At 37.4% G+C, this 21,701-nt stretch carries 17 protein-coding genes; 11 read left to right on the top strand and 6 right to left on the bottom strand.

What is annotated here, in order from left to right; all coding sequences use genetic code 11:
• The 8 genes from CA2015_RS09585 to rffA all read left to right on the top strand — a co-directional run bounded on the left by CA2015_RS09585 (position 1) and on the right by rffA (position 7,552).
• Positions 1 to 903: a 4-hydroxy-3-methylbut-2-enyl diphosphate reductase gene (locus CA2015_RS09585; RefSeq protein ID WP_048641703.1), complete on the top strand. Its 903-nt coding sequence runs from the start codon at positions 1 to 3 to the stop codon at positions 901 to 903.
• 131 nt (positions 904 to 1,034) lie between these two features.
• The gene (locus tag CA2015_RS09580) at positions 1,035 to 2,396 is read left to right on the top strand and encodes a Na(+)-translocating NADH-quinone reductase subunit A (RefSeq protein ID WP_048641702.1); all 1,362 of its coding nucleotides are present in this window, start codon (positions 1,035 to 1,037) and stop codon (positions 2,394 to 2,396) included.
• 4 nt (positions 2,397 to 2,400) lie between these two features.
• Positions 2,401 to 3,603, top strand: coding sequence for an NADH:ubiquinone reductase (Na(+)-transporting) subunit B (locus CA2015_RS09575; RefSeq protein ID WP_048641701.1), 1,203 nt, complete (start codon positions 2,401 to 2,403; stop codon positions 3,601 to 3,603).
• Entirely contained in the window at positions 3,590 to 4,357 is a 768-nt protein-coding gene (gene nqrC, locus CA2015_RS09570; RefSeq protein WP_048641700.1) for an NADH:ubiquinone reductase (Na(+)-transporting) subunit C, read from the top strand. The genes CA2015_RS09575 and nqrC overlap by 14 nt, the downstream gene beginning before the upstream one ends.
• A gap of 27 nt (positions 4,358 to 4,384) precedes the next feature.
• A complete protein-coding gene (locus CA2015_RS09565) occupies positions 4,385 to 5,065 on the top strand; it encodes an NADH:ubiquinone reductase (Na(+)-transporting) subunit D (protein WP_048641699.1) in 681 nt (226 codons plus the stop codon).
• 13 nt (positions 5,066 to 5,078) lie between these two features.
• On the top strand, positions 5,079 to 5,690 hold the full coding sequence (gene nqrE / locus CA2015_RS09560) for an NADH:ubiquinone reductase (Na(+)-transporting) subunit E (protein ID WP_048641698.1): 612 nt from the start codon (positions 5,079 to 5,081) through the stop codon (positions 5,688 to 5,690).
• A gap of 106 nt (positions 5,691 to 5,796) precedes the next feature.
• On the top strand, positions 5,797 to 6,417 hold the full coding sequence (locus CA2015_RS09555; RefSeq protein WP_048641697.1) for a DUF502 domain-containing protein: 621 nt from the start codon (positions 5,797 to 5,799) through the stop codon (positions 6,415 to 6,417).
• 1 nt (position 6,418) lies between these two features.
• Positions 6,419 to 7,552, top strand: a complete 1,134-nt coding sequence (gene rffA / locus CA2015_RS09550; RefSeq protein WP_157470405.1) for a dTDP-4-amino-4,6-dideoxygalactose transaminase — start codon at positions 6,419 to 6,421, stop codon at positions 7,550 to 7,552.
• A gap of 167 nt (positions 7,553 to 7,719) precedes the next feature.
• On the opposite strand, the gene CA2015_RS09545 is transcribed toward rffA, so the two are convergent.
• The 3 genes from CA2015_RS09545 to CA2015_RS09535 all read right to left on the bottom strand — a co-directional run bounded on the left by CA2015_RS09545 (position 7,720) and on the right by CA2015_RS09535 (position 12,163).
• Positions 7,720 to 8,760: a PAS domain-containing response regulator gene (locus CA2015_RS09545; protein ID WP_048641696.1), complete on the bottom strand. Its 1,041-nt coding sequence runs from the start codon at positions 8,758 to 8,760 to the stop codon at positions 7,720 to 7,722.
• Between the two features lie 180 nt (positions 8,761 to 8,940).
• Entirely contained in the window at positions 8,941 to 11,190 is a 2,250-nt protein-coding gene (locus tag CA2015_RS09540) for a PAS domain S-box protein (RefSeq protein WP_048641695.1), read from the bottom strand.
• Positions 11,191 to 11,227: 37 nt separating this feature from the next.
• Entirely contained in the window at positions 11,228 to 12,163 is a 936-nt protein-coding gene (locus CA2015_RS09535) for an SMP-30/gluconolactonase/LRE family protein (protein WP_084011713.1), read from the bottom strand.
• 481 nt (positions 12,164 to 12,644) lie between these two features.
• Between CA2015_RS09535 and CA2015_RS09530 the strand changes: the two genes are divergently transcribed.
• From CA2015_RS09530 to CA2015_RS09520, 3 genes are read left to right on the top strand one after another with little or no spacing between them, the layout of a single operon-like run.
• Entirely contained in the window at positions 12,645 to 13,112 is a 468-nt protein-coding gene (locus tag CA2015_RS09530) for a RidA family protein (protein ID WP_048641694.1), read from the top strand.
• Between the two features lie 49 nt (positions 13,113 to 13,161).
• Entirely contained in the window at positions 13,162 to 14,232 is a 1,071-nt protein-coding gene (locus tag CA2015_RS09525) for a bile acid:sodium symporter family protein (RefSeq protein WP_048641693.1), read from the top strand.
• 6 nt (positions 14,233 to 14,238) lie between these two features.
• Positions 14,239 to 15,348: a bile acid:sodium symporter family protein gene (locus CA2015_RS09520; RefSeq protein ID WP_048641692.1), complete on the top strand. Its 1,110-nt coding sequence runs from the start codon at positions 14,239 to 14,241 to the stop codon at positions 15,346 to 15,348.
• Positions 15,349 to 15,442: 94 nt separating this feature from the next.
• Here the strand turns inward: CA2015_RS09520 and CA2015_RS09515 are convergent, their stop codons facing one another.
• From CA2015_RS09515 to CA2015_RS09505, 3 genes are all read right to left on the bottom strand, one after another.
• Positions 15,443 to 16,489 (bottom strand): hypothetical protein, encoded by a 1,047-nt coding sequence (locus CA2015_RS09515; RefSeq protein WP_157470403.1) that lies wholly within the window; start codon positions 16,487 to 16,489, stop codon positions 15,443 to 15,445.
• A gap of 207 nt (positions 16,490 to 16,696) precedes the next feature.
• Positions 16,697 to 19,993: a VCBS repeat-containing protein gene (locus tag CA2015_RS09510; protein WP_048641690.1), complete on the bottom strand. Its 3,297-nt coding sequence runs from the start codon at positions 19,991 to 19,993 to the stop codon at positions 16,697 to 16,699.
• An 80-nt stretch (positions 19,994 to 20,073) separates the two neighbouring features.
• Positions 20,074 to 21,693 carry a SusD/RagB family nutrient-binding outer membrane lipoprotein gene (locus CA2015_RS09505; RefSeq protein ID WP_048641689.1) on the bottom strand — a complete coding sequence of 540 codons (1,620 nt, stop codon included), beginning with the start codon at positions 21,691 to 21,693 and terminating at the stop codon, positions 20,074 to 20,076.
• Between the last annotated feature and the right edge of the window lie 8 nt (positions 21,694 to 21,701).

The following is a 21,701-nucleotide window of genomic DNA, read 5'->3' as shown; positions in this document are numbered from 1 at the left end:
ATGGAAGTTACAATAGATAAGAATTCCGGTTATTGTTTTGGTGTAGAATATGCCATTAAGATGGCTGAGGATGAAATGGAAAGTAATTCCAAGCTTTATTGCCTGGGAGACATTGTGCACAATGCCATGGAGGTCAATCGCCTAAGCAACAAAGGTCTCGTGGTCATTGACCGAGAAAATTTAGAGGACTTACATGACTGTAAAGTTCTAATTAGAGCTCATGGTGAACCGCCAGAAACCTATAGAACTGCCATAAAAAACAATATAGAATTAATAGATGCATCCTGCCCTGTAGTGTTGAAACTGCAACATCGTGTAAAAAGTGCTTTTGATAAGATGGAAAAGCAGAGCGGTCAAATCGTAATCTACGGAAAAAAAGGACATGCTGAAGTAATTGGCTTAACCGGACAGACGCTTGAGAAAGCTATAGTGGTAATGGATGATGAAGATTTGGATCAAATTGATTTCACCAGACCTGTTACTCTTTTCAGCCAAACGACCAAAAGCACCAAAGGATTTTATGAGCTAAAAGCCAAAATCGAAGAAAAAATAAAAGAGGCCAGAGGCACTTTGGAAGACATGGACTTTAATGCGAACGATTCCATCTGCCGACAAGTATCAAACAGGGAGCCTCAGCTTCAGAAATTTTCTGAAGACAATGATGTGATTGTTTTTGTTGCTGGGAAAAAGAGTTCAAATGGCAAAGCACTCTACCAGGTATGTAAAAACACCAATGAAAGAAGTTTCTTTGTAGAGAATGAAACGGAAATAAAACTGGAATGGCTACACCCAGAGGATAAAATTGGTATTTGTGGTGCAACATCCACTCCAATGTGGCTAATGGACCAAGTAAAGGAACATATTTTGTCACTTGATAAAAACAGTATCGAGGCAAACATTTGACAAGAGGCCCTATAATTGGGTTTTTTACATAAAAAATAGGTAAATAATCGCCGAATTATCTTCTAATAACTAATGTAATTTATTAGATTTGAGGCGTTTTTCATAGGATCAAAAAGTTTCAAAAATTAAATATGTCAAAACAAGTCAAGCTTAAAAAAGGGTTTGATATACGCCTGATTGGTAAAGCCGAAAAAAAAGTCGGTGATTATCAACCTGTCAAAACCTTTGCCATCAAGCCCACAGATTTCATCGGAATGCAAAGACCTAAGGTCCTTGTAAAAGAAGGTGATACGGTAAAGGCAGGCACTCCTATTTTAATTGATAAAAAGCTGGAAAAGGTAAAGTATGTTGCACCTGTATCTGGAGAAATCGTTGAAATCAAACGAGGAGATAAAAGAAAATTATTGGAAATAAAAATCCTAGCTGACGGCGAAATTAATTTTGAAAACTTTGATAAATTAACTTCCTCAGAAATTAAATCAGCAAGTAGGGAATCAATTATTGACAAACTAACTGTTTCAGGAGTTTGGCCACAGATAATTCAGAGACCTTATGGAATAGTGGCGAATCCTGAAGATTCACCACGTGATATATTTATTTCAGGATTTGACTCACATCCTTTAGCCCCTGATTATGATTACCTGCTCAAAGGGCAGAGCAATTATTTTCAAGCTGGTATAGATGCCTTGAAAAAGCTGACTAAAGGAAAAGTTTATTTAGGTTTATCCTCTGATGAAAAATCGGCAGAATTAGCATCCATTCAAGGAGTAGAAACAACTGGTTTTTCTGGACCCCACCCGGCAGGTAATGTAGGTGTACAAATTCACCACGTAGCCCCTATTAACAAAGGTGATATTCTTTGGACAATCAATCCTTATGGAGTAGTACAGATTGGTAAACTTTTTATTAATGGAATTTATGACGCTTCAAAATTGGTAGCGATCACAGGTTCTGAAGTAAAAAATCCTTCCTATGCGCAAACCTATATAGGAAGCTGTGTAGATAGCTACGTAGCAGGAAATACCAAATCAAATAATTTAAGAGTTGTCTCTGGTAACGTTCTTACAGGAGAAAAAATCAATAGCGATGGCTATTTGGGTTTTTATCAACACCAACTTACAATAATCCCTGAAGGTGACTATTATGAGTTCCTTGGTTGGATGAAGCCTACAGCAGACAAATTAAGCTTTCACAAAGCATTGGGCCTATTGTCCTTCTTATTTCCTAAAAAGGAATATGCATTGGATTCCAATGAAAGAGGAGAACCTAGAGCTTTTGTGCAAACAGGCGTTTTTGAGAAGGTAACACCAATGGATATATATCCAGTTTACCTCTTGAAAGCAATCATGGCAGAAGATTTTGATGAGATGGAGGAGCTCGGAATTTACGAAGTAGTAGAAGAAGATCTTGCATTGTGTGAATTTGTAGATGTTTCCAAACATCCTGTTCAACAATTAATTAGAAAAGGTATAGAACTTATTCAATACAGTTAGAAATATGAAGTTTTTACGAGATCTGTTGGATAAACAGAAACCCTTATTCCAAAAGGGAGGAAAATTGGAAAACCTTTATTACCTGTACGAAGCGGGAGAAACTTTTATGTTTTCACCAAATCACACTACAGGACCAAAGGGAACCCAGGTAAAGGATGCCATCGACTTGAAAAGGATGATGATAACAGTGGTTATCGCCATGATCCCTTGTTTATTATTTGGTATTTACAATACCGGTCATCTGCACTACCTAGCAGTAGGTGAAGCAGGTACATTTGGCGACAAGTTTGTTTTAGGTCTGACCTTAGTTTTACCTATAGTGTTGGTAGCCTACACTGCTGGGGGTATAGTTGAAGCAGTTTTTGCTGTAGTCCGAAAGCACCCAATCAATGAAGGCTTCCTTGTAACAGGTATGTTAATTCCCCTTGTAGTACCTGCAACAACACCACTTTGGCAAGTAGCCCTGGCTACAATCTTTGCCGTAGTTATTGCAAAGGAAGTTTTCGGAGGTACAGGAATGAATATTCTAAATGTAGCAATGACTGCAAGGGCATTTTTATATTTCGCTTATCCTGCCCAAATATCTGGAGATCAGGTTTGGACTTACTTGGGAGATAAAATGCCAGTAGATGGATTTTCAGGAGCAACTGCACTTGCAGTCGCCTACCAATCCGGACAAGAGGGAGTTAATGCAGTGGCAAATCTAGCCAGCCATAACGCCGCTTTAATGGACAATATGTTTAGCTTCCAAAATATGTTTATGGGCTTCATTCCAGGATCAATTGGTGAAACATCCACATTAATGGTATTAATTGGGGCTGCCATCCTATTGTTTACAGGAGTAGCTAGCTGGAAAATCATCGTTAGTGGTTTCGCTGGTGCTTATCTTATGGCTGCAGTAATGCAATTATTAGCGGTTAATGAATTTATGGCCATGCCAGCACATTATCATTTGGTAATGGGAGGTGTCGCTTTTGGTATAGTATTTATGGCTACAGATCCGGTTTCTGCTTCACAGACTGAATCAGGGAAATGGATTTATGGCTTACTTATAGGTGTCCTCACAATCATTATTCGGGTAACTAACCCGGCATATCCTGAGGGCATCATGCTGGCAGTGTTATTTATGAATGTATTTGCACCGCTTATTGATTATTACGTAGTTAAAGCAAACAAGAAAAGGAGGTTACAACGTGCAACAGTCTAACGCTTATATCATAACATTTTCGGTTATATTAACCGTAGTATTAGGTTTATTACTTTCGGGCACCTCTGAAATTTTAAAACCTATCCAAAAGAAAGCCGAAGAACTAGATACCAAAAAGCAGATTCTTGGAGCGGTATTGCCAGCAGATGAAATCGCTGACATGAAACCTGAAGAAGTCAATGAATACTACGCAAGCAGAATTTCTTCTACTGTAGTTAACATTGAGGGTGAAGAAATCACTGAGCAAGATGGTGTCGCAATCACTGCTGAAACCGTAGATGTAGGTAAAAACTACAAAAAGGCTCCAGAAGAAAGATTATTCCCAGTATTTATTTACTTGGAAGAAGGAAGTGAAGACGCAGCTCTTGCTTATATTCTTCCTGTGTACGGAAGTGGTCTTTGGGACAAAATCTGGGGATATGTCGCTTTAAAAACAGACATGGATACCATTGAAGGTGTAACTTTTTCACATGCTGGGGAAACGCCTGGATTGGGAGCGAGAATCACGTCTACTGACGTTCAACAACGTTACCATAACAAGTCCATCTACAATGAAGCCGGTGAACTAGTTTCTGTGTCCATGCAGAAAGGTGAAGGAAAAGATTATTCAAATGACCCTCACAAAATTGATGGCATGTCAGGTGCTACAATCACTGGAGATGGTGTCAATAAAATGCTTAAAAACTACCTGGAATACTATCAGTCCTACATGGACAAGAAGAAAGAAGGCAGTTCAAAAGTGGCTATGAATTAATTGTAAAAATTTCAATACAAAGAAATTATGAGTACAGAAACCGCTGAAAAAGCAATAGTAAAGGATTCAGAAGCGTTTCTTTCTAAAAGAAGGAAAAAACTGATTACTGACCCCTTGGTGGACGATAACCCTATCACCATTCAGGTATTGGGTATATGTTCTGCCTTGGCGGTAACAACACAAATGCAACCTACATTGGTAATGGCCTTGTCGGTTATTTTTGTGGTAGTAATGTCCAACCTTACCATTTCCTTATTGAGGAACAAAATACCAGGTAGGGTAAGGATCATTGTTCAGCTAGCAGTAGTTGCAACATTGGTAACTCTTGTAAATGAAGTATTGAAAGCTTTTGCTTACGATATGTACAAAGAATTATCCGTTTTCGTAGGGCTTATCATTACCAACTGTATAGTAATGGGTCGCTTGGAAGCTTTTGCACTAGGTAACAAACCTTACGATTCAATTTTAGATGGATTCGGAAGTGCCTTGGGCTATTCTTGGATTATTCTTACAGTGGCCTTCTTCAGAGAACTTTGGGGATCAGGTGCTGTATTTGGTATTCCAGTTTTTGATTATGTATCAGGTTTGTTCGGAGAGGATTTCAGCCTTGCAACGAACGGGCTAATGGTATCTCCAGTAGGGGCTTTTATTATTTTGGGATTGTTGATTTGGGTCCAAAGATCCAAAACAGGATATGTAGAACATTAATTAATCAGGAACAATGGAATTATTTAGTTTAGCAATTAGGTCAATTTTTATTGACAATATGGTATTTGCCTACTTCCTGGGTATGTGTTCTTTTTTGGCTGTTTCCAAAAAAGTTAGTACGGCCTTAGGTTTGGGAGCTGCTGTTATTTTCGTGTTGACGATTACGGTACCTCTTAACTGGTTATTGAATGAGTTTGTGTTGAAAGAAGGTGCTTTGTCATTCCTTGGTGAGTCTTTCGCTACTATAGACCTTACTTTTCTACGATTCATCATGTTCATTGCAATCATTGCAGCCATGGTACAACTTGTAGAAATGGTCGTGGAGAAATTTGCTCCTGCCTTGTATGGTGCCTTAGGTATCTTCCTTCCACTTATAGCTGTAAACTGTGCTATTTTGGGTGGATCTTTATTTATGGCCCAAAGAGATTATACCTTGGCTGAAGCAGCCGTATATGGTTTTGGATCGGGTACTGGCTTCTTCCTAGCAATAGTTGCTCTAGCGGCTATTAGAGAAAAGTTGAAATACTCAAATGTTCCAAATGGACTTAAAGGCCTAGGCATTACCATGTTGATAACAGGTCTCATGGGAATCGCATTTATGTCATTTATGGGTATAGACTTATAATATTTAGGTTTATATTCAATTACTGTAATTTATAAAAAACCCTGTTCTCTATTTAGTGAGCAGGGTTTTTTACTTTTAGAATAAATTAACTTTATCCAATTTTGAGATGTCAAGTTTCACTTCAAAACGCATTTTAGGGTACTTCCTTAGAGGCCTTTTATTTGTAGTGCCCTTTTTTTTGACGGCCTATATAATTATCCTTACAGTTCAATTTTTAGACAATATCATACCTGTTAATGTTCCGGGTTTAGGTATATTAGTAATGCTCGTTTTCATTACGCTCGTTGGCTACCTAACAAGCATATTTATCACAAAATCAATTTTTGAGGAGTTAGAAAAACTCGTTTTTAAAATACCTTTGGTCAATATTCTTTACACAAGTATCAAAGACCTCATGTCTGCATTTGTTGGAGACAAGAAAAAATTTAATACGCCAATTATTGTAAAGCTTTCGGACAACATGTCTAGACTGGGTTTTATGACACAAGACGATTTAAATGTAATCGGACAGGAGGAATTGGTTGCCGTATATTTCCCTCATTCTTATAATTTTAGTGGTAACCTGTACCTCGTACCCAGAAAAAATGTGGAGAAATTATACAATGTAAATAGTACAGAAATAATGAAATTCATCGTTTCTGGTGGGGTATCTGATTTACATTATTACAAAAATCCGAAAGTGAATAAAGAAGAGGTAAAGTCCATTACCCCTAAAGACAGTATATAGTATGTCTACCATTTCCATTCCTTTTAACAGCCCATATTCCACAGGGAATGAATGGCATTACATTCAGGATGCATACAAGGAAGGTAAATTGGCTGCTGACGGTAAGTATACTAGCAAGTGCCAGGAGTTTTTTGAAAAGAAATATGGATTTGGAAAAGTTTACCTAACTCATTCTTGTACCCATGCACTTGAAATGGCTGCATTGTTAATGGATCTAAAGCCTGAAGATGAAGTAATAGTCCCAAGCTACACCTATGTAAGTACAGCCAATGCTTTTGCCCTTAGAGGCTGCAAGATAGTGTTTGTAGATAGTCTGCCTGATTATCCCGGAATTGATCCTAACCTCCTACCACAATTGATCAATGATAAAACCCGAGCCATAATTGCGGTTCATTATGGAGGCCTGGCTTGTGACATGGAACAAATCATGGCAATCACTAGAAAACACAAACTGTTTTTGGTGGAAGATGCTGCAGCAGCTATTAATGGCTTCTATATTGATCCCAATAAAAAGCGCCAACCTTTGGGTACATTTGGTCACTTTGCCACTTTTTCCTTTCATGAAACTAAAAACATAAGTTGTGGGGAAGGTGGGATGCTTGTGGTCAATGATCCCGAATTTATAAGCAAAGCAGACGAAGTATGGAATAGAGGAACCAACAGAAAAGCCTTTAATGCTGGTAATAAAAACAAATACGAATGGGTAAGCCTAGGCAGTGCTTTTGCCCCTTCAGAGATAAATGCCGCCTGGCTATGGGCTCAATTGGAACAAATAGAGACTATTCAGCAAAACAGAAAAGTGATATGGCTCTGGCTTAAAAATAATTTACCAAACCTATTAGAAGAATATGAGATAGAATGGATGAAAATCCCAAGCCATGCTGAACACAATTACCACCTGTTTTATGGACTGGTAAAAAATTTCAAACAGAGAGATGAACTTATAAAAATCCTTAAACAGAAGGGAATTTTAGCTGTTTTCCACTATCAAGGTTTACATACAAGTCCCTATTATTTATCCTTAGAAAACCCAATTCAAAAATTGGTGCAGGCAGAAAAGTACAGCGACAGACTGATTAGGTTTCCTCTATTCGCAAACCTAAACACGGAAGATTTATCCCAAAGAATGCAATAGGCATCTCTTTTTAATTTGCAATTTAATTGATCAGGTGAGTTCAAAACAAAAAAAATTGGCTGACAGAGTATTGGCGTATCGCAGCAATAAAGCCTAGCTGAAAAAAGGAAAGATTGATAGTTAAAAGATTATACCAACCAATAGAAGGATTGCTAGTAAATAAAGGTTTATACCTCGGAACTTTGGTCGTATTTTTCTTTCATTTTGGCTTCTAAGCTCACCTTATCCGTCTTTTTAACAATATCTCTAATTATCTCATCAAGCTCCACCGCTGAATCCATAATCATTTTGCTGTAATTTTCTTTACCAAAATCTTCTTCCAGGGTATCTACTGCCATTACCAAGCTCATAAGTCTTGCCAAGGGCGCTCTAACGACATGAGATTGCATCCAAGCGATCTCCTGCAAACGTTTATTTTGGTCTTCAATGGCCTTGATGTACTGCATTCTTTCAGTGATATCATTTGCAAGTACTACCTCAGCTTTTACACCTTCATGGTCAATTAAACTGCTTTTAATTTCCACGGTGATGATCTCACCATTTTTCTTTTTATGCGTAAAAATTTTTGGACCTACACCCACTTTCCCGGACCTGATACTATTAATCATTCTTTCGAGTTTGGGAATTTCAGGTTCGGGTCTGATATGTTTTAGGTTCATTTGCAAAAACTCATCCTTAGTATAACCGTAATGATCTATCGCAGCCTTATTCACGTCCATAAACTGCAAGGTCGAAAGATTATATAAATACATTGGCTGGGGACTTAGATGAAATAACTCCCTGTATTTCAACTCAGAATGTTTAAGCTGCTGAGATATTCTAGACCTTCCTATACTGTAAATTATACTTTTATAAAGAGAGGTTGGGGAAAGCTCATCCTTCAATAAATAATCGGACACACCTAATGACAGTGACTTCATTCCAAACTCTATATTGGAATAACCGGTTAGAACAATTATGCTTACATCTCCTGCTAATTCTTTAACTTTCAAAATCAAAGCCTCACCCTGCAAATCAGGTAAAGTCAAATCTAAAATTATACCGTCAAAACGATGAGTGCCTGCTGTTAACTTTTCTTGGGCTTCTTCAAACGTATTTGTAACAGCGAGCTTTAGGTTAAGAACTTTTTCATGGAGATATTCCTCAATTAGCAATACATCCCCCAAATTATCCTCAACCAATAATAAATGATACCCTTCCTGATCCATCAATAAATGCTATGTAAAAATTTTTTCAGATAATGTCTTTAAATAATATTTAACTCCATAAAAGTAATTGCCTTATTAATTACGCCAATTCCCTTAATAAATACAATCATTGCGCATCATATCTAACAATAAATATGAAAATGTGCATTCTATTCTCCTATACAGTGGCCCTGAAATTTATCAAAGCAACTTAGGTACAGTAAAATAAAATGTAGTTCCACCCTCCTCATTAGAATGAAAACCTATACTTCCACCTAAGTTTTCGATGATCTTCTTACACATGGCCAAGCCTATACCGGTTCCGGCATACTTGCTTTTTGAATGAAGTCTGGAAAATAAGATGAAAACTTTATCCTTAGCTGATTCAGGAATACCTATCCCATTGTCTTTTACCAAAAACTCCCAAAAATTATCCCTTTCCTTGGCAGTAATACTAACTTTAGGTACTACCCCATCCTCCTGATACTTTAGGGAATTATTAATCAAATTTTGAAAAACCTGATGAATTGGAGCAATGGGAATACTCAATAAAGGCATTGGCCCAACTTCGATTATGGCTTTCTTTTGAGAAATTAAGGTCTGTTGAAGACTCAGCACTTTGGATATTAGCTCTGCAAGATCTGTTTCCTTTATTTTTTCCTCTAGCCTGCCTGCTCTGGAATAAGTCAATAAATCCATGATGATTTCTTTCATCCTTGTAGCCCCATCCACTACAAAATACATATATTGCTTCCCCTTTTCATCCAAAACGGAAGAGTACTTTTTATCTAAAATACCCAAAAAACCCGTTATCATTCGAAGGGGTTCTTGCAGATCATGAGAAGCTATATAGGCAAACTGCTCTAATTCCTGATTAGACTGTTCCAGTTCTTTTGCTTTCTTAATAAGCTCCTGATTTAACTGTTTTAGAATGGCTTCCTCTTTTTTCCTTTCTGTCACATCTTTTGTCATTCCCACCAAACCTACTACTTTACCCGAAGCATCCTTAAGTGCTGCCTTATTGGTAAGAAGCCAATTGATTTCGCCATTCTTATTGTGATAACATTCTTCCAGATTCATAACAGAGTTGCCCGCTTCCAATATTTGATGGTCAATTGCTGTCATCCTCTCGGCTACTTCATGTGGAAAATAATCAAAAACCGTTTTACCTAAAGTTTCCTCCTCGGTCGAAGCGCCTAAAAAATCATTGTATTGAGATTTATTGTTTATGATGTGTTTCCCTTTCTTATCTTTGACATAAATTCGTATTGGCAAATTGTCAATGATAGTTCTCAATAAAAATCGTTCTTTAAAAAGAGATTCTTCTGCTTGCTTTTTTTCAGTTATATCATAACCAATCCAAATGAATTGGTAGGTTTTGCCTTTATTGTCCTTGAATGGTGTAATGACTGTATCTACCCAAAAAATACCTCCATCGCTTTTTCTTCCTTTGAGCTCTCCCCTCCAAATTTTCCCTTTACTGACCGCTTTTAAGCAATCTTTTAGGGATTCATTTTCCTCATAAACAGCCTTTGGGGAGTTACCTACTATTTCCTGTGATTGAAAGCCTGTGACCTGTTGAAATTTTAGGTTAAGGTAATCTACTTTCTTATCCTGATTGAGTATCAATACCAAGCAGGATTCATCCAAGGCAAATCTATAATCGGAAAGCTCTTGTAAACTCGCAAGCAACTGCTCCTCAGATTCCACATGATCTGTAAAATCTGTTACTAGTTCTATGATATAATATTTACTATCAATTTTTATGTTTTGCGCGTAAGCCTTAGCATAAAACACTTCCCCTGTTTTGGTATGGTGTTGACACTCTACTTGATGTCCACCATTTTTACCTGGTCCTTTACTTATATAAAAATCCTTAGATGGAACATTGTCAACAGGACAAATATCTCTAAGACTAAGGTCCAAAAACTCTTCTTTTGTATAGCCATATTTCAATAAAGCTTGCCTATTGCAGTCCACTATTTTTAAAGAATCATACTCCCAGATAAAAATCGGCAATGGATGTAATTCATAAAGTTCTTTGTAGTGAATGTTCGAAATCACTTCATTTATTGGAAGCTGGATTTTCTTTTCTTGAGTATAATTAATGCCCTCAATAGTGCCAAATATTCTTGTCCTGTTTCCTTTAGTTATTGAATTCCCTTTTACCCTTAAACAGGTAGAGTCCTCAAGATAAAAAATGTCAAGAAATGCTATTTTGTCCTTAATCAATCTTTCAAAACAAACGGCAAGAGCTTCTCTAAAAGGCGCCTGCACCATTTCAATAAAAGCTGAAAGGGATATTGACTCTGAATTGTTAGTTTTAATATATTTTAGCCCTGTAGAAGAAAATTTTAACTGTTGACTCTCAGGCTGGAGTTCCCATGCACCGATGCCACAAAGCATCAGTACATCAGACAACTCCTGACTGTTTTCTTCATTTGCCAACATCACATATTAACTCTATTTACAAAAAATCACTTCTAACTTATTTGCCAAAAGCTCTGCCTGGCTTTTCGACTAAAAAAGAATCGATATTTCCATTATCCTGCAATGTTACATAGGCCGTTTTACCATCTGGTCCACCAAAAGCAATATTAGAAGGTTTTTCTCCTGACATTTTGATCTCTTTTAGCAACTCTCCCTCTGGAGATAACTTCGCTACTGTTCCTTTACCATGTCTGGTTACGTAGAGGTCTCCATCTACATCTACCCGCATACCATCCATTCCAAAATCTTCAAATGTATGAATCAATCTTTTATTTGAAATTTCTCCTTTTTCATCCAAATCATAAGCCCAAACAGTCCTTTGAACAGATTCATTGACATAAAGTGTTTTATTATCAGGACTGACTTCGATTCCATTTGTCGTTCCCATATCAGTTTCTAAAAGAACAAACTCCCCGTCAAGACCTACTCTCCAGATTTGACCTTTGCTATTTTTCCAATCCGGGTCACTGGCGAATACAATATCATTGTCCATGATGGCAATGTCATTGGGCTGATTTAAATCATCATGGTGCGCAAGAACACTTATCTCCTTGGTTTGCATGTCCACTTTAAGAACATTATGACCGGTATAATCTGCGATTAACATTTCTCCCTTGCTATTAAAACGAATGCCATTACCGGTACTACCTTCAGGTAAGTTAACAAAAAGTGAAGCTTTTCCATCAGGAGTCACTTGACCTATTGTGCCTTCTTTACCAAAATTAACAACATAAAGGATCCCATCTTTATCTACCGCAGGACCTTCTATGCCTCCAGTAAATTCACTGTTAGATGTAAATGGTTGACTTTTATACAATGGCTTTGTAGTACTACTCATTTCTTTATTTTCAGTTTCAGTTGATTTGGATGAACATGCGCCCACAATGACTAAAGAAAGCACCAATACCCAATGATTAATATAATTTTTTGACATTTTGAAATATAGGTTAAAACTAAAAATATATGTATTATTTTATGAATACAAGAATTCCCTTAAAATTAATTAGATTTCATGATATTATATTTACTTTTTATTGCAAATAAATCTTTTATCAGACTTAATTTTCCGCTCTTCTTAAAACGTAAAACACAGTATTAATTGAGGATGAAGATTTCTAATAGTTGGAACATTAAAATGGCCCATATTAATATTGAGATTTTATGCTAAAATTATCTGATTCGATGCTTATAAAATTAGGATGTAATCAAAACAAGCAAGGATTGACTAATTTAGAGAAATTCACATTGCCCCTTTTCAATTAAGGCATTAGTAGCTCTAGCGATTGCCATCTTTAAGTAAATTACCTCCATTAAAATAGTTATCACCCCGCTTCATCCAATTACATTTGGAGAAAAAATAATATTCCTATATATTCAATGTACTTAATAAGATTACTAAACCTATATCCACCATCATGGAAAAAATGAAAAGAAGAAATACTATTAAAAAATTATTCGCCTCCCTTGCTGGAGTAGCAGGAATAGGCACCATAGCCAAAGCCAATTCTATTGAAACAAAAAGCGCTGAGAAGGAAGCGTTTAGCATAGTAGAAGAACAAGATGTTCCTTTGTTCTCAGGAGCTACCAAACATGGTAACACAGTTTATATCGCAGGTAAAGGTGCCCACTTTGATGGAGATATTAAAGCCCATACAGATCATGTACTAAAGGAATTGGAAAAAGAGCTTGTTAAAGCCGGTAGTTCCATGGATAAGGTACTTAAAGTCAATGTTTATCTACATGACCTTAATGATTACAAAGGGATGAATGAAATATTTAGAGGTAGATTTGGTAGTAAACCACCAGTTCGAACTACTGTTGCGACTTATGGTGGTGTACCAGGTGACTCTCTAGTGGAAATGGATTGTATTGCTTACATTTAAAGCTCTAACAAGCTAATTACCCATAACCCGATTTATTTTGAAAAAAGAAATGATTTTCAAATCTCTTATTGGAGCAGGCCTTTTGTGCCTGCTCTTAGCTTTAATACTTATTATTCCCGGTAATATTGAGCAAGCTTCGATCCCACTCATTCTATTTTTTGTATTGATAGGTATTGGTTTTCGAGGATTCGAAAGACTCAAAGGCTTTACTTACACTACAATGATTTTCGCAGGGGTAACTGCAGCCATGTACTATCCGGAGTATTTTGTAGAATACAAAGGCTATTCCTATAGCAACTTAATTACTCCACTGATCCAAATTATAATGTTTGGCATGGGAACTTCAATGGCTTTTAAGGACTTCGCAGGTGTAATTAAAATGCCAAAAGGAGTATTTATAGGTTTATTGAGCCAATTTACGATCATGCCTATAACAGGGTTTATTCTTGCAAGCTTAAGTAATTTCCCAGCTGAAATTGCCGCAGGTTTGATTCTTATTGGCTGTTCGCCTAGTGGTCTTGCTTCCAATGTAATGAGCTACCTGGCAAAGGCCAATTTGGCATTGTCTATTACCATTACTGCCATTTCTACCCTTCTTGCGCCCTTTCTAACGCCATTATTGATGAAGTTATTGGCAGGACAATTTGTAGAAATTAATGTTTTGGACATGATGTGGAGCATTATAAAAATGGTCATCATACCAATAGGAGCCGGATTAATCTTCAACAAGTTATTTACCGGAAAAGCCAAGTGGCTTGATGATTCCATGCCTGTAGTTTCTATGGCAGGTATAGGTATAATCATTGTCGTTATTACCGCCGCCGGTAGGGATAGCTTGTTGGACATAGGAGGTTTACTTATTGTATTGGTATTTATCCATAATGTCATGGGTTACAATCTTGGTTTTTGGATCAGCAAGTGGCTTGGACTTAACGAAAGAGATGCTCGTACCGTAGCATTAGAAGTAGGCATGCAAAATGGTGGTTTGGCCTCAGGTTTAGCCAAAGAAATGGGTAAACTAGCCACAATAGGATTGGCTCCAGCCGTTTTTGGACCATTAATGAACATCACAGGATCTGTCCTGGCTTCTTATTGGCACAGAAAGCCACCAAAAGATTAGGGGCTTTTGAAAAAGCAATTTCTGTTTCGTCTCTTATCACTATCAGCAATTCTACTGCTGTTACTCTATTTCTACCTGATCCTAACAGGAAATTATGGACCATCAGGCCCATTCCTGATAGGTTTCATGGTATTATTGGGCCTTGCTTTTAATCTAAATCAAAAGCTAAATGGGTACACCTATACGGTGATGATCTTTGGATCAGCCACTTTAGCCCTATACTATCCACAACCTTTTATTGCTTATAAAGGTTATGTCTTAAGTCAATTGATTACCCCACTTATCCAATTCATCATGTTTGGGATGGGGACAGCCATGGCGATTAAGGATTTTGTACAGATTGGCAAAAATCCTAAGGGAGTCTTTATAGGTTTGGTATGCCAATTGACCTTGATGCCACTATCTGGATGGGCAATTGCTCATTATAGTGGCTTGCCTATAGAAATTGCTGCTGGAATAATTTTAGTAGGCTGTTCCCCAAGTGGAGTGGCCTCTAATGTTATAAGCTACCTGGCCAAAGCCAACCTGGCATTGTCCATTACAATAACTGCACTTTCTACCTTATTGGCCCCCTTTGCTACACCTTTTCTTATGAAATGGTTAGCAGGTTCAATGATAGAAATCGACATCGGTGTAATGATGTGGAGCATCGTTAAAATGGTCATTATCCCCATCGGAGCTGGCTTATTGGTCAACCACCTCTTTAGAAATAAAATAGCAATACTACAAAAGGTAATGCCTACCCTTTCCATGGTTGTCGTAGCTATAGTAATCGTGCTTATTACAGCATCAGGAAGGGACAATTTACTTGATATAGGTTTTATTTTACTGGCCCTTGTACTTCTTCATAATATCGTAGGCTACTTACTAGGATATTCTGCGAGTAAGGCTTTAGGTCTAGATGAAAGAGATTCCAGAACAATCGCTTTGGAAGTAGGCCTTCAAAATGGAGGTATGGCTGGTGCACTAGCCAAAGAAATGGGCAAATTAGCTACCCTTGGACTGGCCCCTGCGGTCTTTAGCATCATTATGAATATCACTGGGTCAGTACTAGCTTCCTACTGGCACAAACACGATCCAAAACCAACAAATGCCAACATTGAAAAGACCATTTAAAAAGTATAAGATGAAATAGGCTATAATATTTTATCAACTACAAGTGGAGAAAGGCTAGTCTTACAAATTTCTAGGCCGAATTAAATAGATTAGCCTATCTTAATTCGTAAAAATAAAAAGGAATGTAATCCAATTCCTCCTCAACCTTAGGCTGATTAAGCTTGTGGTCGGCAAATAACCTTCCACCTTGATTCTTGAATTGTATATCTAGGTGTCCTTCCCATAATTTTTTACCCTCTTTTATTATTTGGTAATAGGGAATTTTATACTTTTCCTTAATTATTGTTTTCTCTTCCTGCGTAGCGGTGCTATTGTACTCTTCCATTACATCACTGGGTATGGCACCATAGTATCCTGTTAAAAGGTATTCATTTGAAGAAAACAAACCAAAGTAAGCTGAATTTTCGAAAACCATCTCAAATGTCCCTCCTTCATAATTTTCAAATGGAAGAGGTGCTATTTGTGAATAAGTGGATTTACCCGGGTTTAATTCAATTGTTTCCATAAGCTCTAAGTTTGGAAAGCTAAAACGATAAATCTCGGGAGAATTTGCAAAAAGAAGGTACAATTCTTCGTTGTGCAGCAATGAAAAAGGCGCGCTATCCAAGTATTTCCCAGGAGATTTTATCATTTGTACGGATTTGGGAATATAATCCTGACTGATAAATTTTTCTTCCTTGAAATCAAAAACCGTTAAAAATGGATGGCTGGATAAAAATTCATCTCTTTCTGTAGAAGCTTCATTTATATCCTTGCTGTAAGCATGAGTAAACAGTCTTTGCTCTTGAACTAGATTAACATGACCTGGACTAAAGTAAATTGACTTGATGTTAAATGGTATTTCTTTTTTTTCAATCAGATTCAATTCCCTATCATACCAAAAAAAATGACCGCTCCCGACAAAAAGCAGTTGGTTATTAGGAAGGTAATTGATAGAAAAATACTGAGTCCCAAAGTAATCTTTTCCATCTATGGAGAGGTTCTTGGTTTGAAGTATATTTCCTTTGTTATTTACTCTAACAAACTCTTTTCTTTGTCTATCATAAAGTAAATATTCCGATTGGTCTTCTTTGAAATCCACCATATTAAGTTGGCCCAGATAATCGATAAAAAGACTGTCAGTTATGACAAACTCAGGCATAATTTCTCCTTCTGATTCAATCTTTGTTTGGCATTGGCAGAAGAAAAGGATCGAAAGGGGAAAGAAAAATAATGTCTTATTGAAAAATTCTGTCATCAGATAGAATACAGTTTAGTACAAAAGATAAATTCAATAAATAATAATAAAGGGGCATACCGATAGGGCTCCCAAATAATCTGAGATAGAAATTTACCTTAGCAAAACCAACTACCTGATTTTAAAGACTTTTATTGCCTCATTATTGAAAGCATAAATATAATAAAATTCTTCTCCTACCCTAATGGTTTTTATATCCCTTACCTCATCTTGGAAAAACAAACCGGATTTTTGTACTGGAATAGCTTTCAAAGCTTTATTTTCCTTGTTAATAGTAAATACAAATCCTGGGTTGGCATCCAATTTTCCAGTACTCACCCGCGTTTTGCTAATATTTCCACCTGTTAGTAAAAGGGACTCCTTACCTTGAGAAGGTACAGCTTTATTCATTGCAAAGAGTGGTGAAAGCTGAAGTTCTACAGGAAGTTTACTTTGAGAAAAATTACCTTTCCCGTCATTTATTAATGCAATAGAAGATAAATTATCCGCAGTAAGCGTATCCGCACCACTGAGATCCAGGCTCTCGAAAATACCTTCAACACTTGTCTGAGCAAAAGATCTATAATCAACAAACTTGTTTTTAAGTTTAGGCAATTGCCCAATAATTTCATCCCTACTAAAAGCAAATGAATTGGTATCGGCTTTGTAATAGGTAAAAATAGGGTCTGTTCTCCCGTTATTGTCAAAGTCTTTGAAGACCACTTTCAAAGGTTGCTCAGCATTGGTTTGGTAAACAAGGTTTTCACCATAATTCCCTGCAAGAAGGTCTATGTCTCCATCATCATCGAGGTCTGTGGCAAATAAGTTTAGCCACCAACCTTTGGTAGACTCTGTCAATTCTTTTTGAATAGCTACAAATTGATTTTCTTGCAAACCATATATTTGAATTCCCATCCACTCTCCAGCTATGACTAATTCCTCTTTACCATCCCCATCAGTGTCTACGAAGCAGGCATCACTTACCATTCCCGGATTCATCAATAAAGGGTTGTAATCCTGAGTTACATCCTTGAAGTTTCCCTTCCCATCATTTTCCAACAGGTAACTTCTTGGAGCCTCCGGGTAATTTCCGGGCAAATAGCGTCCACCTACGAAAAGATCAGGAAAACCATCCCCATTAAAATCAGTACTTGCTACTGCGGCCCCACTAAAAGGCATCTTAGGAAGTGAATGGCTTCTTTGGAACTCACCCTTCCCATCATTAATATAAAGCCTGTCTTGATAAAGTTCACTGTCTCTCGGGTGGTCTATGCCACCACTAACAACATAAAGGTCTAGATTCCCATCGCCATTGGCATCCAGCCAGACAGCATCGGTATCCGTAAAACTACTGTCAGCTTCAAATGCAGCCTGTTTGCTTACTGAGAATTCCCCCTTGGCATTCTGAACATACAATACTCCTGATTGGTTTTTTCCTCCACCTATGAATAAATCATCCAATTGATCTCCATTCACATCTGCAACGGCCAATTTGGGTCCTATCCCCCCCATTGAATTGGGCATTAGTCTGTCTTGAGTAAAATCCAAAAAACTGGTCTCATGATGAACAAAATTAATTCCTAAGGCACCAGGAACTTCTTCCAGTAAAGTGCTGATTTTAACTGCCTTGGTCCTTTTTATTTTCCCTTCGGCTTGATTCAGTACTAAGATTTGATTAATCGGTACTTGAGAAATGATTTGGTGCTCACCAGTAGGCCAAAAAACCTCAAGACTATCTATAGTAGTGTTTTCACCAAGACCAAATAACAATTCCTGATCTACCGAAGACTGGTAACCACGTGTAGGAATTAATTCCTGATGAAATTGATCTCCATCTGAGTAAACCAATACCTTAGTACCTATACCTTTACTATTTAAACCTTCTCCTTTGAGCCTCACTTTTAAAAAGGAATGATTGGATAACTTCTCAATATTGTTTCTATAGACAGATACCGGATCATTGGTATGGCAAACTATCAAATCTAAATCACCATCTCCATCCAAGTCAGCATAGGCAGCAGCGTTAGATACTGTTGCATCTTCAAGTCCCCACTCATAAGCTTTGTTTTCAAATTTCAAATTACCCTGATTACGATAAAGGTAATTTCTAACATAGATAGGTGGCATCTTATCAATAAGCTCCATTAAAGCTGCTTCTTTCCCTGTTTGATTGGTTTTAAGACGCTCACTTACCAGATAATTCATAAAGTCCATGTCCAGGTAATTCCGGGCATAACCATTGCTGATAAAAATATCTTTCCAACCATCATTGTCAAAATCTGCTGCTAAAACCGCCCAGCTCCAATCAGTATGAGCCACTCCACTAAATTGGGCAATTTCCACAAAGTTGCCTTCACCTTGATTCAAGTGAAACATATTGCGCATGCTTTGTGGGTAAAAACCCTTATTCAGTAATTCACTGTATTTACTGTAGTTTTCAGGTCCTAAAATTGCCTTTTGATTAAAATTAAACTCTGGCATCATATCCATAGTAAGCAAATCTGACATCAGGTCATTGTTCATGTCAGCTGCATCTGCTCCCATAGAAAACAGGGATACATGGCCCATATGTACTTTCAATTCTTCATTAAAAGTACCATCCTGTTGGTTGTAATAGAGGTAATCTTCTTCATTGTAATCATTGCTGACATAGATATCCAACCACCCATCATTATTATAATCGCTCACAGTCACAGCCAGGCCAAAACCCAAAACATTACCAATAATTCCACTTTCTTCAGTAACATCAATAAATTGACCACCGTCATTTCTATACAAACGATCGCCTAAAAAGTCTCCTATTCTATTTTTGTACGAACCATCAATCCTGCTAAATCCTGCATATTCCTGAGTAGAGTGATTGAGAAGAAACATATCCAGATCCCCGTCATTGTCATAATCGAAAAATGAGGCCTGTGTGGAATAACCGGGATCATCCAATCCATATTCTTTCGCGGCTTCCTTAAATGTCAGGTCTCCTTGGTTGATATACAACAGGTTTTTCCTATTGTTATGATCCTTGGCTGCTGATCTACATATATAAATATCCAAAAGTCCATCGCCATTGACATCAGCCATGGTAGTACCAGTATTCCATAATCCAGCTGCCTCTACACCTGCGGAGGCAGTAATGTCTTCAAATTTAAAATCTCCTTTATTTAAATAAAGTTTACTTGCCATCATATTTCCAGTAAAATAAATATCTGGCAAACCATCATTGTCAATATCACCAACAGCCACTCCTCCACCCTGATAAAAATAACCGTAATTCAGTACATTAAAAGCATCGGACTCTTTAACCAGATTATTAAAAACTATTCCTGAGGAGGAAGACACTTCAGTAAACAGGGCATTTGGATTCTCTTGCTTACAGGAAAAAAGAAAAGAAATCAAAAAACAGTATATCAGGCAATTAGAAATAAATTTCATGGCATTAGTATTTTGGTATAAAACTAAAAAAAGTGCCGCTAAAAACGGCACTTTTTTTATACTTCTATATTAAATTTTACTTAATCATCTGATTTTGCATCCCACCAAAGCTTAGTGCTATTCAAGTTTCCTCCTACTAATTCAGGAAATTTTTCAGCAGCCAAAACAGCTTCACTGTTATTTGAATATTCACCCTGAACGAAGACTAGTCTAGGCATTACAACATCTGCAGGGACGAACTCATTGTCAGAGTTCAAACGAGGATAAGGCTTAGGGTAGTTGGTTCTTCTCAACTCAGCCCACGCTTCCCAACCATCAGGATAGATAGCAATCCATTTCTGGGTTCCAATCTGCTCCAATTGCTGTTCTTTAGTTCCACCAGTCATAAACGCTACTGGAATATTTGAACTCGCAGCAATATTCCACTCAGGTTTGAACGAGTAGCTTACGTCACTTGGCGTATTATTACTATTGATATAAGCAGCTATAGTACCAGCATCAGCAGCAATTCTAGGCTCAGTTAAAGAAAGGGTAATTCCTTTTTCATAGAACTCTTGAGCTGTACCGCCCATAGCCCATCCTTCAACAGCTCCTTCAGCTAATAAAAACTGAGCTTCTGCAGCACTCAATACTCTCCAAGGTTCCCCAGCAGCACTTCCTCCTCTACCTTCATTTAGGAAAATTGTTCCCATATCAGAATGTAGATCGTTAAGATTTGGTGTACCTAATTCTTCTCTAGAAAGTCCGTTTCTTAATCCTTTGTGAGGCATACCCTCTCCAGTGTTTTGATAATTAACAGTTTCGCTGAAGAACACACCAGTTCTTGGATCATCATATCCTACCATTACACTTTCCATCAAAGCACTCATTCTGTACTCACCCCAGTTGGTAATGATCCAATAAGGGTTTCTTGAGTTAACAGTAGTTTGAATTTGAGCACCATCTGCGTTAGTTTCCATTACGCCGTCAGCTACAGCCTTCTCAGCTTCAGATTTTGCCAAAGCAGGTTCTACAAACCTAACTCTCATCGCAAGTCTCAACCTAAGAGTATTGGCAAATGTCAACCACTTGTCAACAGAACCACCATATATTTGGTCATGACCAACAAAGGCACTTTTACCAGTATTTTGTTTCAATACTGCTACAGCCTCATCTAATGTTACAAAGAAATCTTTATAAATTTCTTCCTGAGTATCATAAGCAACACTGGTTTCACCATTACCGAAATTAGAATAGATAATTGGACCCCAATAATCAGTAATTCTATGGTATCCAGCTACTTTCCATACTTTAATGATGGCATTTTCAACAGGAAGTTCATTTGCTTCAGTAAACTCTTCAACAAACTGAATAACAGGAGCAGCTTGTCCATAGTAATAATTCCAAGCACTGTTTGACCATCCACCTACTTGTGTATGACGATCAGAGTCAAAGTTTACCTGAGTAGTGGCAAAGTACTGAGAGTACAAGTCACCGAATAAACTTTGTGCAATCTGAAAACCTGATGTTCCTCCTCCGGGAGCAAGGTACATCGCACGAGCCTGTGCATTCGCAAATGCGTTACCCAAAAGACCAATATCTAAGTTGTCTGCAACAAGTGCATCTGGTCGGGTGTTTAACTCTTCAAAGTTTTCCGTACAAGCACCAAGCGATAGTGCTGCAACGGATAAACCCATTGCTATTTTAGAAATTTTTATCATCTTCAAAT

Origin of the sequence: Cyclobacterium amurskyense, assembly GCF_001050135.1 — a bacterium.
Taxonomy (GTDB): Bacteria; Bacteroidota; Bacteroidia; order Cytophagales; family Cyclobacteriaceae; genus Cyclobacterium; species Cyclobacterium amurskyense.
Note: the sequence above shows the minus strand (reverse complement) of the source record. Positions and strands in the feature narration are given on the sequence as shown.

Excerpts from the sequence above, each read along its gene's own strand:
- rffA (WP_157470405.1), top strand. The coding sequence starts at position 6,419 with ATGTCTACCATTTCCATTCCTTTTAACAGCCCATATTCCACAGGGAAT.
- CA2015_RS09535 (WP_084011713.1), bottom strand. The coding sequence starts at position 12,163 with ATGTCAAAAAATTATATTAATCATTGGGTATTGGTGCTTTCTTTAGTC.
- CA2015_RS09530 (WP_048641694.1), top strand. The coding sequence starts at position 12,645 with ATGGAAAAAATGAAAAGAAGAAATACTATTAAAAAATTATTCGCCTCC.
- CA2015_RS09555 (WP_048641697.1), top strand. The coding sequence starts at position 5,797 with ATGTCAAGTTTCACTTCAAAACGCATTTTAGGGTACTTCCTTAGAGGC.
- CA2015_RS09565 (WP_048641699.1), top strand. The coding sequence starts at position 4,385 with ATGAGTACAGAAACCGCTGAAAAAGCAATAGTAAAGGATTCAGAAGCG.
- CA2015_RS09585 (WP_048641703.1), top strand. The coding sequence starts at position 1 with ATGGAAGTTACAATAGATAAGAATTCCGGTTATTGTTTTGGTGTAGAA.
- nqrE (WP_048641698.1), top strand. The coding sequence starts at position 5,079 with ATGGAATTATTTAGTTTAGCAATTAGGTCAATTTTTATTGACAATATG.
- CA2015_RS09580 (WP_048641702.1), top strand. The coding sequence starts at position 1,035 with ATGTCAAAACAAGTCAAGCTTAAAAAAGGGTTTGATATACGCCTGATT.
- CA2015_RS09505 (WP_048641689.1), bottom strand. The coding sequence starts at position 21,693 with ATGATAAAAATTTCTAAAATAGCAATGGGTTTATCCGTTGCAGCACTA.
- CA2015_RS09545 (WP_048641696.1), bottom strand. The coding sequence starts at position 8,760 with ATGGATCAGGAAGGGTATCATTTATTATTGGTTGAGGATAATTTGGGG.
- CA2015_RS09575 (WP_048641701.1), top strand. The coding sequence starts at position 2,401 with ATGAAGTTTTTACGAGATCTGTTGGATAAACAGAAACCCTTATTCCAA.
- CA2015_RS09540 (WP_048641695.1), bottom strand. The coding sequence starts at position 11,190 with ATGTTGGCAAATGAAGAAAACAGTCAGGAGTTGTCTGATGTACTGATG.
- CA2015_RS09525 (WP_048641693.1), top strand. The coding sequence starts at position 13,162 with ATGATTTTCAAATCTCTTATTGGAGCAGGCCTTTTGTGCCTGCTCTTA.
- CA2015_RS09515 (WP_157470403.1), bottom strand. The coding sequence starts at position 16,489 with ATGCCTGAGTTTGTCATAACTGACAGTCTTTTTATCGATTATCTGGGC.
- CA2015_RS09510 (WP_048641690.1), bottom strand. The coding sequence starts at position 19,993 with ATGAAATTTATTTCTAATTGCCTGATATACTGTTTTTTGATTTCTTTT.